Annotated in this window: 15 protein-coding genes; 3 read left to right on the top strand and 12 right to left on the bottom strand. The window is 39.1% G+C overall.

Going from position 1 to position 12285, the window contains the following annotated elements; genetic code table 11:
• Positions 1 to 249: 249 nt before the first annotated feature.
• A complete protein-coding gene (locus D7029_RS01290; protein WP_228766768.1) occupies positions 250 to 543 on the top strand; it encodes a DUF1240 domain-containing protein in 294 nt (97 codons plus the stop codon).
• 31 nt (positions 544 to 574) lie between these two features.
• Here the strand turns inward: D7029_RS01290 and D7029_RS01285 are convergent, their stop codons facing one another.
• From D7029_RS01285 to D7029_RS01270, 4 genes are all read right to left on the bottom strand, one after another.
• Positions 575 to 1051, bottom strand: coding sequence for an Hcp family type VI secretion system effector (locus tag D7029_RS01285; RefSeq protein ID WP_109408484.1), 477 nt, complete (start codon positions 1049 to 1051; stop codon positions 575 to 577).
• A 242-nt stretch (positions 1052 to 1293) separates the two neighbouring features.
• Entirely contained in the window at positions 1294 to 1941 is a 648-nt protein-coding gene (zinT, locus tag D7029_RS01280) for a metal-binding protein ZinT (protein ID WP_088493998.1), read from the bottom strand.
• A gap of 4 nt (positions 1942 to 1945) precedes the next feature.
• Positions 1946 to 2071, bottom strand: coding sequence for a type B 50S ribosomal protein L36 (gene ykgO, locus D7029_RS01275; RefSeq protein WP_006535739.1), 126 nt, complete (start codon positions 2069 to 2071; stop codon positions 1946 to 1948).
• 10 nt (positions 2072 to 2081) lie between these two features.
• The gene (locus D7029_RS01270; RefSeq protein WP_023583603.1) at positions 2082 to 2330 is read right to left on the bottom strand and encodes a type B 50S ribosomal protein L31; all 249 of its coding nucleotides are present in this window, start codon (positions 2328 to 2330) and stop codon (positions 2082 to 2084) included.
• A gap of 236 nt (positions 2331 to 2566) precedes the next feature.
• Between D7029_RS01270 and D7029_RS01265 the strand changes: the two genes are divergently transcribed.
• Both D7029_RS01265 and D7029_RS01260 read left to right on the top strand, forming a co-directional pair.
• The gene (locus D7029_RS01265; protein ID WP_194951646.1) at positions 2567 to 4261 is read left to right on the top strand and encodes a hypothetical protein; all 1695 of its coding nucleotides are present in this window, start codon (positions 2567 to 2569) and stop codon (positions 4259 to 4261) included.
• Between the two features lie 68 nt (positions 4262 to 4329).
• Positions 4330 to 4983: a LysM-like peptidoglycan-binding domain-containing protein gene (locus D7029_RS01260; RefSeq protein WP_228766720.1), complete on the top strand. Its 654-nt coding sequence runs from the start codon at positions 4330 to 4332 to the stop codon at positions 4981 to 4983.
• 83 nt (positions 4984 to 5066) lie between these two features.
• Here D7029_RS01260 and rplI read toward each other — a convergent pair whose 3' ends face one another.
• The 8 genes from rplI to D7029_RS01220 all read right to left on the bottom strand — a co-directional run bounded on the left by rplI (position 5067) and on the right by D7029_RS01220 (position 12203).
• Positions 5067 to 5516, bottom strand: coding sequence for a 50S ribosomal protein L9 (rplI, locus tag D7029_RS01255; protein ID WP_023583606.1), 450 nt, complete (start codon positions 5514 to 5516; stop codon positions 5067 to 5069).
• Between the two features lie 40 nt (positions 5517 to 5556).
• Positions 5557 to 5784, bottom strand: a complete 228-nt coding sequence (gene rpsR / locus D7029_RS01250; protein ID WP_000135199.1) for a 30S ribosomal protein S18 — start codon at positions 5782 to 5784, stop codon at positions 5557 to 5559.
• 4 nt (positions 5785 to 5788) lie between these two features.
• A complete protein-coding gene (priB, locus tag D7029_RS01245) occupies positions 5789 to 6109 on the bottom strand; it encodes a primosomal replication protein N (RefSeq protein ID WP_006535746.1) in 321 nt (106 codons plus the stop codon).
• A gap of 8 nt (positions 6110 to 6117) precedes the next feature.
• Complete coding sequence (gene rpsF / locus D7029_RS01240) at positions 6118 to 6516, bottom strand: 30S ribosomal protein S6 (RefSeq protein ID WP_023583607.1); 399 nt, start codon at positions 6514 to 6516, stop codon at positions 6118 to 6120.
• Between the two features lie 163 nt (positions 6517 to 6679).
• On the bottom strand, positions 6680 to 7411 hold the full coding sequence (gene rlmB, locus D7029_RS01235; RefSeq protein WP_165126424.1) for a 23S rRNA (guanosine(2251)-2'-O)-methyltransferase RlmB: 732 nt from the start codon (positions 7409 to 7411) through the stop codon (positions 6680 to 6682).
• 102 nt (positions 7412 to 7513) lie between these two features.
• Complete coding sequence (gene rnr, locus D7029_RS01230; protein WP_194951644.1) at positions 7514 to 10006, bottom strand: ribonuclease R; 2493 nt, start codon at positions 10004 to 10006, stop codon at positions 7514 to 7516.
• 39 nt (positions 10007 to 10045) lie between these two features.
• Positions 10046 to 10474, bottom strand: a complete 429-nt coding sequence (gene nsrR, locus D7029_RS01225) for a nitric oxide-sensing transcriptional repressor NsrR (RefSeq protein WP_109372704.1) — start codon at positions 10472 to 10474, stop codon at positions 10046 to 10048.
• Between the two features lie 430 nt (positions 10475 to 10904).
• Positions 10905 to 12203, bottom strand: coding sequence for an adenylosuccinate synthase (locus D7029_RS01220; protein ID WP_072069601.1), 1299 nt, complete (start codon positions 12201 to 12203; stop codon positions 10905 to 10907).
• Positions 12204 to 12285: the final 82 nt, after the last annotated feature.

The raw sequence follows: 12285 nt of genomic DNA, 5'->3' as shown, positions 1-12285 counted from the left end.
TAGCAGTTGCCCTATATAAATTAGATGATGAATTTAAGATCAGTGAAACCATAATTAAAAATCTAAAATCTTATCGGGAAAAGAAACCTGAAACGCCTTATCACCCTGATCAATTTTTCACACAATGGGGAAGACTTAGCCGTGGATAAAATAAGCCCACTGAAATTATTTTTAACTTCTTTATTTGTTTTTTTATTATCTATCTTTTGTTTTTATTTTTCAATATCATATTACATTGAATATTTTTCAATGAAAGAACGTATATTATTCTCTTTCCAGACAGCATTATTGTGTTTTGGTTCTCCCCTATTAATATATTTTTCTTATTTGATTTTTATTTGTGCATATAAGAAAAAAACACAAAAAATGAATAATAAAATAGCTGGTTACCTCACAATTATGGCAATAGCAGGTATTATTTTCAGTTTCTTTTTTTCATTTTATGTCAGATATGATTTAGTCTCTAAGGGGTATTATATTTGTTATAAACAATCAATTTTTGCACCAAGTGAATATGTTATATCAAAAGATATGTGTAAATAGCACATATCTTTTGATAATGAACTAAAGCTTATTAAATCATGTCACTGTTAATACTATAACTTGATGTATTAGCAACCAAATGAACCCTGGATATTGAGGTGTATTTCATTTGAATACGTTGATATGGCATTGATTCATTATCATTTATTGAATCAGGAAAAATATCAGAAACCTCAATTAGAGAAACTTCAGTCAATTTAATTTCATAATATTTTTCAAGTTGCCCATGTTGGCTTGTTCTATAAAAAGTGAATATTGCTTCTAAGACTTCGTTATTATCTAAAGCTGTTGAAAGTAATGGTGATGATTTATCTATAGGCTTAGTAAATATAACTGGTTGATAAGATGCATTTTGTGCACGAACAGAACTATTATTTAAACTAATAACTTGAATTTCATCCTCATGATTAAGTTGGTAACGGTTTCCTATCGAATCAAGAGATGAACAACCTACAGAAATTAACCCTTGGACTTTTCCTTTTAAAGTTAGATAAATAGGATATGCCATAAAAATTCCTTTTAAAAAAATTAATCAATAATTAATTACATATATTAGATAATAAAAATGAAGAAACTTAATTTGATATAATTTATTTTATCACCAAATAAACATAAGTATAGTTACTAATCAAATGGCTTTCACATGAATTATTTTATTGTTCTTTTTATATCAAATAATTAATTAAAAAAAATCTAGCACTCCTTTGCTAAAGATTTTTATTATTTTATTTTCTATTTATTCCACTTAAATCAGTGATAAAGCATTTCGTGAACAATATCATCTGCTTTCATCGAATAAGGGTAATATGTTGGCCAATTACTTAATTCTTTAAGTAATTCATCTTGCGATGTATTGCCCATATATAAATGGAAGTGCCCTGCTTTCTCTGGTGCAATAATGTGGTCGCTAAATTGAATAAATTTGGGCGCTTGGCTTTTGGCATCATCACAGCGGAAAAGATAACGTACCCCTTTTTTACCCGACTCATAATACAGAATACGATAACCATCATAGTGATATTCACAGCTATCGACTTTCTCTCCACGGTGGAACTCAATGATATTGTTTTCAATACCAATCATATCCACATCAGTTTTATAGCCTTGTGTATAGTAAGCTCGGTACTCTTCAACCGTTTTATCTTTTTTTGTTTCCGCTTTCTTTTGTAACACCTCATCTAATTCACCGCTGAGAAGATAAGGCTCTACAGATTGCCATACACCATCCCAATCACTGAGTTGGCGATCAAGAACATCCTTACCTTCAAAAATTCCATTAGCTGCATCTCGTTGAGCTTGTGTTTGTACTTTTTCATGATGGTGCCCATGTGCTAAAACTGACATTGCACTACCCAATAGCCCCATAATTAAAACACAAGAAAGGACTGGTTTTTGCATAATCTTACCCCTGAACGGCTTTAAAACGTGGATTTGACTTACAAATTACATAAAGACGACCACGGCGACGCACCACTTTGCAATCTGGATGGCGTTGTTTAGCGCTTTTCAACGAACTTAATACCTGCATTTTTTCTTCCTTACTTAATAAATTGACCAAAACGTTTATTAAAGCGTGCCACATTACCTTCTTGAGAATGTGTCTTTTGTTTACCGGTATAAAATGGGTGTGATTGAGAGGAAACATCTAGTGTTACATAAGGATATGTTTGCCCTTCATACTCTATTGTTTTTTCCGTTTGGATGGTCGAACCCACTTTAAAATAAGCATCTGCACTAGTGTCATGGAAAATCACTGTTCGATATTGAGGATGAATACCCAGTTTCATAATAAACCCCACCTTATTTGTAATGTTATAATATAACAATATTGAATTGCGCTAATGTACCGCTTTTTAATTTTATTGACCAGTTTTTTTTGATTTGTTTTTCTATCTCAAGAAAGGAAGTGTGTTTGAGGTAAGTCTCTTTTAAGTGATATAGGTGAATTTTCTGGCTTTTTTTGTCCAGCTTTCCTATTTTCCGCTAAAGTTATACTAAGACGGCAAAACAAATAGGATTTATTATGACTAATTGGCGCGATAAGCTTTTCAGTAAGTCACCTCTGTCTATCGACCTCACAATAGACTTTCCTAACGTTTATCCTTCTTCTGTTCCTTCAATTCTTTCGCTGTTAGCACCTTATGAAATAGGTGATACACCTTTGCTTGATGAATTAAATCTATTGTCAGACTCTCACTTAAAAACAAAAGCTGATGATGATTCGATACCTTTTAGTTGGTCAGCCGGCGCTCGGGAAGGTATTATTTTGCATCAACGAATAGGTCGAGCAATTGAACAACAGCCTTCTCAAAAAATATGTGAAGAATTTTCGCTGTCACTTTATCATGCAATAAAGCATGTCGTTCTTTTGCCTGATAAAGAGCATGTTGCTTCTTTTTATTCAATTGCCTGCCAAGATAAACTCGCCCCTATCACCTATCTTTCGCATCTGATAGACAAAATAGAACAAGATGAAGCACTGATTAATCATGAGATTTATTTTCAATTGATCTTGTGGATCTTAAAGTTAAGTCCTGACAAGAATCCTATCAAAATAGCTTTAGGACTATTAGGATCGTTTAATGATAGCGCCTCTCAGCGTTTACTTTTATTGTTTTCCCTACACCCTGAATTTACACTTTATGCTATTCGTTCGCTAAAACAGCGCCTTTCTTGTGAAGAATTTGAGCCTTTTTTACACTCTCTAGGTCAACGAACTAAAGGCTGGGGACGTATCCAGTTTATTGAACATCTACCTTCGACACTGTCTGTTAATAATCGCTATTGGCTACTGACTGAAGGGTATAAAAATAATGTAATGACAGAGTATGTCGCCTATGACTGTGTCACAAAAGGGGCATTATTAGAAATGCTAAATACGCACCCTTTAGATAATGAGCTATTGCTTGGTTCTAGTGATCTTTTACGTGCACTGCTTAATGGCGGTCCCGCAAAAGATATTTACGATTATGTAGAAGGTGCCCAAGCATGCAACGCTTTTATTTCACAAGTCGATGCTTTGCCTCCAAAAGAATTAAAGCTCCTTTATTGTGTCTGTGAAATCGCTGACTTTGTACAAAATAGTGGTGAAGACTGGTTATTACTTGAGTCTCTTGGCTGGAACGATCATTGCCAACAACAAATTATCTCTACGTCACAAAATATTATTCAAAAACCTGAATGGTCAACTCTCATTATTGAAGCATTACAAAATCCATCTCGCTCAAAAAATTACCAAGCAAGTCTTGTCGCTAAATCGCTTCGCCTTGATATCTGGGAATTACTCTTTTCACTACAAAAAGATAATCCCAATGCGGATTGGTGGCACCAATTAATGCAAACTGATGCATCTCACAAAATAGAAAGAGTAGTTAAACTTGCAGAACAACAAATTGAATTAACAGCATTAGATAGCACAGATGATCCATTAATAACTACCTACTCTGAATATCAGCCCCATCATGCCGTTGAATATATTATGCAAGATCTTGGTGGTTTTCCCGGTATCGGTTGGTCACTTATCAAAAGGCAATTACGTAGTCCGACATTGCGTGATAGAAATATGGCGCTGAATGTTCTTTCAACATGGTCTGACACATTATTGCCTCATGATCTTTATGGTGAATTAACACAGGCTTTAACCATAGAAACGGATAAAAATGTGTATCAACGCATGAAACTATTTTTAGTTAACCATCAAGGAAATAAAGAACATTAACGGTTAGAGCGAATAGATAATTCTGAAAAGAATTCAGGGAGCAGGTTAGGATCATGGTTCGTGCTAGTATGGCTACAAGGAATAAAAAAGATGTTACAGCAATTCATAATACTGATTCACAGATCAATAATGAGGTGAATATGGGCAAATTCCCTGGCTTACATCGTCGGGCAATACTAGTTATTGCTGTTGTTTTATTGGTCGTATTTTTTTGGCCAACAAGTGAAAATAATGGTGAGCCACCTCAGCCATCATCATCGACGCATGATCTTCCTGTGCCTATTTCACCATCAGTATCAACAAATGATCCGACTCATCAAACCTCGATCCCTCAAGCACAAGATAGCTTAAATGCCGATCCCGCGGTTACTCCATCAATAGAGGATCCAACGACAAGTGATCCAGAGGGAAATGTTGCTCAAACAACGCCACAACAAGATACTCAATCAACACCAGCGCAAACATGGCAAACCTACACCATCAAAGAAGGGCAAACCTTAGCGCAACTGTTTAGAGACAATCAACTTCCTGTTAATGATGCATTCTCTATGGCGAAATCAGAAGACCAACAGAAATCATTAAGCCAATTACGCGCAGGGCAAGCTATTCGTTTACAGCGAAACCCACAAGGTGATGTCAGTATGCTAGAAGTGACAAATAGCGCCGGTACTGTTATCACTTACACTCGTTTGAGTGATGGAAGTTATTACCGTACACCATAGTAAGAAGAGATTTAATTTATCCAAAAAAAAACGCCAGCTAAGCTGGCGTTTTTCTTTATCAACATTAACTGTTTAATCAGAGATTATTCAGCAACGATGATAACATTCAGTTCAGCGAATACGTCACTGTGAACTTGGAAGTGAACTTCGTGGTCACCAGTAGTACGCAGAACGCCATTTGGCAGGCGAACTTCGCTCTTACACATTTCAACGCCAGCTGCAGTTACTGCATCAGCGATGTCACGAGTACCGATTGAACCAAACAGTTTACCTTCGTCACCCGCTTTAGAGCTGATAGTGACAGAACCCAGTGCATTGATCTTCGCTGCACGAGCTTCAGCTGCTGCTAAAGTTTCAGCTAATTTAGCTTCTAACTCAGCACGACGCGCTTCGAAAAACTCAATGTTTTTCTTAGTCGCAGAAACAGCTTTACCCTGTGGGATTAAATAGTTACGAGCATAGCCCGATTTTACGTTAACCTGATCACCCAGGCTACCCAGATTCGCTACTTTATCAAGCAGAATAATTTGCATTACCTTATCCTCTACAAGTCATTAATGGACTATATACCTATTACTGATGACGATCAGTATAAGGTAATAAAGACAGGTAGCGTGCGCGCTTGATAGCACGAGCCAGCTGACGCTGGTATTTTGCACGAGTACCGGTGATACGACTTGGTACAATTTTACCACTTTCAGTGATATAGTTTTTCAGCGTAGCGATATCTTTATAATCGATCTCTTGTACGCCTTCTGCTGTGAAACGGCAGAACTTACGACGACGGAAATAACGTGCCATATGGCTAGTCTCCAGAATCTATCAATTCAATCTGCTCGGCATGAAGCACCAATTTAAACAATCCATTTCGCGCCTGATGGCTACTAATGAATCCAGAAACGGTGATTTGGCTGCCGACCGTTATACTGTGAGTAACTGCTTGTAACGCTTTCCCGCTAGCAATAATGGGCATTCGGCACCATGATTGTCTTTTTAATCCCGCCTCTTCTTGTATTGAACGATGTTCAATAACAAATTGACAGTGCGGGATCCCAGCGGGGCTAACTTTTCGAATTAATGCTTTGCACACTGTGCCAGTTAGCACCAAATGATTATTAGCCGTCACAGCACTAATTACTCTTCAGAATCCTCTGCTACATCATCAACTTCATCTTCATCATCTAGGTCATCAGCGATATCACGACGGCGTTCGTCTTTTGCTTTAACCATTGGAGAAGCTTCAGTTACTGCGTGTTTAGTACGCATAATCATGTTGCGGAGAACGGCATCGTTGAAACGGAAAGTAGTTTCCAGTTCATCAATCACTTCCTGCGGAGCTTCAACGTTCATCAGAACGTAGTGTGCTTTGTGCAGTTTGTTGATTGGATAAGCTAATTGACGACGACCCCAGTCTTCTAGACGGTGGATCTGACCATTTGCATTAGTAATAGCGGTTTTATAACGCTCGATCATGCCCGGAACTTGTTCGCTCTGGTCAGGATGAACCATAAAAACGATTTCGTAATGACGCATTTGATATTGCTCCTTACGGATTTATCAGCCTCCTGTCAGGGTCAGTCACCACCCATGGAGGCAAGGAACTTGTTTAAGTTGTGACTGAAAAAATTGACGCGTAACTATACCCCCGCGGTCAATAAAACTCAAGGGAGTATAGAGAATAAAATAAACTAAGCGATTATTTTACATTAATACGCTGGCGCATCGCTTCAAATAAGCAAACACCTGTTGCCACAGAGACGTTAAGTGATGACACTGTACCCGCCATCGGGATACTAATCAGTTCATCACAATGCTCACGTGTTAAACGACGCATACCTTCACCTTCAGCGCCCATCACTAATGCCATTGGGCCTGTGAGTTTACTTTGATATAAAGTGTGGTCTGCTTCGCCTGCTGTACCAACAATCCAAACGTTCTCTTCTTGCAGGAAACGCAGTGTACGAGCAAGGTTGGTCACTTTAATTAAAGGAACACTTTCTGCTGCACCACAAGCCACTTTTTTAGCTGTTGCATTTAATTGTGCAGAGCGATCTTTCGGAACGATAACAGCATGTACACCAGCGGCATCTGCGCTACGTAAACAAGCCCCTAAATTATGGGGATCAGTCACGCCATCTAGCACTAATAAGAAAGGTGTACCGACTTTAGCTAATAAGTCTGGTAAATCTTGTTCTTGATACTGACGACCTGGTTTTACTTTAGCAATAATACCTTGGTGAACAGCACCTTCAGTTTGACTATCTAACCATTGACGATTAGCGACCTGAACCAGAATGCCTTGTGCTTCTAATTCATGAATAACCGGTGTTAAACGGCGATCTTCACGCCCTTTTAATACATAAACTTCTTTAAAACGTGCAGGATCACGCTCAAGTAATGCGGTTACTGCGTGAATACCATAAATAATTTCTTCGCTCATAGCGGTGCTTACTCATTAAAAAATAAAAGGCACAAAACAGATAAAAGGCGGGGTCTCCGCCTTTTAAAAAAGAACTAGAAGAACAAAAGATTATGCGTTATCGCGTTTGGCTGCACGTTTAGCTTTAAGTTTTGCTTCTATCTTTTTGGTTTGTGATGATGCTTTCTTACGTTTGCTACTCGCTTTATCTTTCGCAACTTGGTCTTTTACGGCTTTGTCTTTGCTCGCATTACCTCGACCTGATGATTTACCTTTTTTGAAGGCACTATCTGGCTCAAAGTTTTTATCTTTGCTTGCATCACGACGACGAGACTTGCTAGAACTTGCGTTTTTCTTGTCTTTTTCGCCTTTTAGACCACGAACACGGGCTGTTTTACCCGGATTACGCGCAGTGCGTGTTGTTGAAATTAAAGAGAAGTCGATAGTACGTTCATCCATACTAACTGCTTCAACTTTTACTTCTACTTCGTCACCAAGGCGATAGACTTGTCCTGAAGACTCACCAATTAAGCGTTGCCCTACATTATCATACTGATAGTAATCATTATTTAATGTAGAAACATGCACCAGACCATCAATAAACAGATCATTTAAGCGAACAAAGAAACCAAAGCCCGTTACGCTGGTGATAATACCGGTAAACTGTTGACCAATTTGATCCAGCATAAAATCACATTTCAGCCAATCAGCAACATCGCGTGTTGCTTCATCAGCACGGCGCTCGGTTAAAGAACAGTGCTCGCCTAATTGCAACATGGTGTCCATATCACTATGGTAGCCACCTGTTGGTGTCCAACGTTGTGAACCGTGACCTTCTTCCTTCGCAATCTGATATTTAATTGCACGATGCAAGGCTAAATCAGGATAACGACGAATTGGTGAGGTAAAGTGTGCGTAAGATTTTAATGCTAAACCAAAGTGCCCACGATTTTCAGGATCGTAAATTGCCTGTTTCATTGAGCGCAAAATCATGGTTTGTAGCATTTCACGATCAGGTCTGTCTTCAACCTCTTTCATGACACGTGCATAATCTGCTGGCTCTGGTGTTAAGCCTCCCGGCAACGTTAACCCTAATTCATTAAAGACAGAGCGTAGATTCAGGACGCTGTCTTCTTTTGGCTTATCATGAATACGGTAAAGTGCAGGTTCTTCGTTTTTCTCAACAAAGCGAGCGGCTGCAATATTAGCAAGGATCATGCACTCTTCAATCAATTTGTGTGCATCATTACGAACAACTGGCTCGATACGCTCAATACGACGCTCGGCATTAAAGATAAACTTCGCTTCTTCTGATTCAAAACCAATTGCACCGCGCTGTTCGCGCGCTTTATCTAATGCTTGGTATAACTCATACAGATGCTCAATATCTTTAACGATAGGCTTATAGTGCTCACGCAGTTCTTCATCACCTTGAATGATTTTCCACACTTTGGTGTAGGTCATTCGAGCATGAGAACTCATCACCGCTTCATAGAATCTGTAAGAAGAAAGACGCCCTTGCTCAGAAACGGTCATCTCACAGACCATACATAAACGGTCAACTTGTGGGTTTAATGAACACAATCCATTAGATAGGACTTCTGGCAACATCGGCACGACTTGAGAAGGGAAATAAACAGAGTTTCCTCGGCTACGTGCTTCTGTATCTAGCGCTGTTTGTGGGCGTACATAATAGCTAACATCAGCAATCGCAACCCATAAACGCCAGCCACCACCTTTTTTACGTTGACAATAAACAGCGTCATCAAAGTCTCGCGCATCTTCACCGTCAATAGTAATTAAAGGTAAGTCACGTAAATCAACACGTCCTTCTTTAGCTGATTCAGGTACTTCTTCTTTTAAATCAGCAACTTCTTTTGTCACTTTTGCAGGCCATGTATAAGGGATCTCATGAGTACGTAATGCGATTTCTACCGCAATACCTGTTCCCATTGTTTCACCTAAGATCTCAACAATACGACCTACTGCTTGCGTGCGTCGAGTTGGTCTTGTCGTGATTTCAACCACCACCACATTTCCCATACGCGCGCCCATGATATCTTCTTTAGGAATAAGAATATCAAAGCTTAAACGGCTATCATCAGGTACAACAAACCCCATACCTGACTCAATAAAATAGCGACCTACAATTTGGTTATTTCTTGGTTCAATAACACGAACAACTCGACCTTCACGGCGACCTTTTCTATCCATACCTAAAGGTTGGGCAAGGATAACATCGCCATGCATGGTTTTTTTCATTTCATCTTGTGAAAGATAAAGGTCATCTTTTTGACCTTCTGCACGTAAAAAACCATAGCCATCGCGGTGACCGATTACCTTGCCTTTCCATAAATCAAGACGTTCAGGTAATGCGTAGCACTGGCGACGGGTAAAAACTAATTGACCATCACGCTCCATCGCTCTTAAACGGCGACGTAACGCTTCTAAGTCTTCTTCACCTGAAATTTTTAACGCCTGCGCTAAATCTTCACGGCTCATTGGTGCCGTGCGCTTTTTCATTTCTTCTAAAATATATTCGCGACTAGCAATTGGAGAGGCGTATTTTTCTGCTTCTCTATCCTGAAAAGGATCTTTTGACATTATGACCTCCAAGCTATCAGATTTGATGAAATAGTAGACTCAAACATCTTCTAATAACAATTTATATAAGGAGCTATTATTTTCAACTAGCTCTGCGAGTGTGTGACGGTCTAACTCTTTCAAAAACTGCTCAATTGCCTGATTCAACACCAGTTTCAGTCGACAAGCTGGGGTAATGTGGCAAAACTCAGCACTACAGTTTACTAATGAAAGTGGCTCTAAAGCACGAACAACCTCACCCACAATGATATTTGTTGCAGGCTTGCCTAAACGGATCCCTCCATTTTTACCGCGAATAGCCTCAACAAAACCTAAATGGCTAAGTTGATTAATAATTTTCACCATATGGTTACGCGAAACGCCATAGACTTGTGTCACTTCAGTGATACTTGTCATTTTGCCTTCTGGCAATGAAGCCATATATATCAATGCCCGCAATCCATAATCTGTAAAACTGGTTAATTGCACAATGACCTCTGAAAAGTGGTTTTCCCTACTAAAGCCGTTAAGGGATAAGTAATTATTAATGAGAATATCATTTTATTAAGCAATATTATGTTTAATTTTTGGACATTTAGCAAAGATATGCTCAAAAGTGAGTTATTTCCGTCTCTCACTTGACTATTAACAAAATAATAGCGACATCACAGGCAAAGAAAAAGCGATACTGTCGATTTTCAACAGATCGCTTTCTTTATTTCTAACTCTACAACAATAACATTGTCTTATTGTTTTTTACGCGTTACTGATAAAACAGAAGCAAAACCGAGTGTAAAGCTGTCTTATCTTATTGTATGTAACGCGTATTTCTATCTCAATTTAACCAACAAACAGATACGAAAAAATCGCCCCTGTCATTTTCAGGGACGATTTTCACATCAAACCAATTTAATGCAGATTATGCATCAAATGGATGACGGAGAATGATGGTTTCTGAACGGTCTGGGCCAGTAGAAACGATATCAACAGGAACGCCTGTTAACTCTTCTACGCGCTTGATGTAGTTCAGTGCTGCCTGTGGCAGTTGGGCGTGATCTTTCACACCAAACGTCGTTTCATTCCAGCCTGGCATTGATTCATAGATAGGCTCGATACCTTCCCAATCATCAGCAGCTAAAGGTGTTGTATCAATCACTTCACCGTTTGGTAAACGATAGCCTACACACAGTTTCACTTCTTTCAGACCATCTAACACATCCAGTTTAGTCATGCAGAAACCAGACAGTGAGTTGATTTGAACAGCGCGACGAATAGCGATGATATCTAACCAGCCAGTACGACGACTACGGCCTGTAGTTGCACCAAATTCTTGGCCTTTCTCACGTAAGAAGTCACCCACTTCATCAAACAATTCAGTTGGGAATGGACCTGCACCTACACGAGTAGAGTAAGCTTTGATGATCCCTAATACGTAACCAACATAGCGAGGGCCTAAACCTGAACCTGTTGCCACACCACCAGCGGTTGTGTTTGAAGAGGTTACATACGGATAAGTACCGTGGTCAATGTCTAATAAAGTACCTTGTGCACCTTCAAACATCACTAACTCACCGTTTTGTGTTGCTTTGTACAGTAAGTCAGAAACATCAACAACCATACCAGTCAGAATATCAGCGATTGCCATGATATCGTCTAAGGTTTTTTGGTAATCAACAGGTTCAACTTTGTAGTAGTTCACCAGTTGGAAGTTATGGTATTCGATGATTTCTTTGAGTTTTTGTGCAAACGCTTTTTTATCAAACAGATCGCCAACACGTAAACCGCGACGAGCAACTTTATCTTCGTAAGCAGGACCGATACCACGGCCTGTTGTACCGATAGCTTTTTCGCCACGAGCTTTCTCACGCGCATTGTCTAATGCGATGTGATAAGGAAGGATTAATGGGCAAGCTTCAGACAGAAGTAAACGAGAACGAACAGGAATACCGCGATCTTCAAGTTGGGTCATTTCCTTCATCAGCGCTTCTGGTGATAAAACGACACCGTTTGCTATGATGCTAACAACATTTTCACGGAGAATGCCTGATGGGATTAAATGAAGAACGGTTTTTTCACCGTCGATGACTAGAGTGTGACCCGCGTTATGGCCACCTTGGTAGCGAACAACATATTTAGCGCGTTCTGTCAGCAAATCGACTATCTTGCCTTTGCCTTCGTCACCCCACTGGGTGCCCAATACGACAACGTTATTACTCATTTCAAAATACACTCGGTTGCTTAAAAAAGGATTTTACCATCTCAATTCAAGAGTTACAGTAGATTTTATCTAATTATGTCAT

The organism is Proteus vulgaris (assembly GCF_016647575.1).
In the GTDB taxonomy this organism is placed as follows: Bacteria; Pseudomonadota; Gammaproteobacteria; order Enterobacterales; family Enterobacteriaceae; genus Proteus; species Proteus mirabilis_B.
Note: the sequence above shows the minus strand (reverse complement) of the source record. Positions and strands in the feature narration are given on the sequence as shown.

What these genes read in the sequence shown, in the direction of transcription:
- D7029_RS01290 (WP_228766768.1), top strand. Translation starts at nt 250, where the DNA reads ATGAAAGAACGTATATTATTCTCTTTCCAGACAGCATTATTGTGTTTT.
- D7029_RS01285 (WP_109408484.1), bottom strand. Translation starts at nt 1,051, where the DNA reads ATGGCATATCCTATTTATCTAACTTTAAAAGGAAAAGTCCAAGGGTTA.
- zinT (WP_088493998.1), bottom strand. Translation starts at nt 1,941, where the DNA reads ATGCAAAAACCAGTCCTTTCTTGTGTTTTAATTATGGGGCTATTGGGT.
- ykgO (WP_006535739.1), bottom strand. Translation starts at nt 2,071, where the DNA reads ATGCAGGTATTAAGTTCGTTGAAAAGCGCTAAACAACGCCATCCAGAT.
- D7029_RS01270 (WP_023583603.1), bottom strand. Translation starts at nt 2,330, where the DNA reads ATGAAACTGGGTATTCATCCTCAATATCGAACAGTGATTTTCCATGAC.
- D7029_RS01265 (WP_194951646.1), top strand. Translation starts at nt 2,567, where the DNA reads ATGACTAATTGGCGCGATAAGCTTTTCAGTAAGTCACCTCTGTCTATC.
- D7029_RS01260 (WP_228766720.1), top strand. Translation starts at nt 4,330, where the DNA reads ATGGCTACAAGGAATAAAAAAGATGTTACAGCAATTCATAATACTGAT.
- rplI (WP_023583606.1), bottom strand. Translation starts at nt 5,516, where the DNA reads ATGCAAATTATTCTGCTTGATAAAGTAGCGAATCTGGGTAGCCTGGGT.
- rpsR (WP_000135199.1), bottom strand. Translation starts at nt 5,784, where the DNA reads ATGGCACGTTATTTCCGTCGTCGTAAGTTCTGCCGTTTCACAGCAGAA.
- rpsF (WP_023583607.1), bottom strand. Translation starts at nt 6,516, where the DNA reads ATGCGTCATTACGAAATCGTTTTTATGGTTCATCCTGACCAGAGCGAA.
- rnr (WP_194951644.1), bottom strand. Translation starts at nt 10,006, where the DNA reads ATGTCAAAAGATCCTTTTCAGGATAGAGAAGCAGAAAAATACGCCTCT.
- D7029_RS01220 (WP_072069601.1), bottom strand. Translation starts at nt 12,203, where the DNA reads ATGAGTAATAACGTTGTCGTATTGGGCACCCAGTGGGGTGACGAAGGC.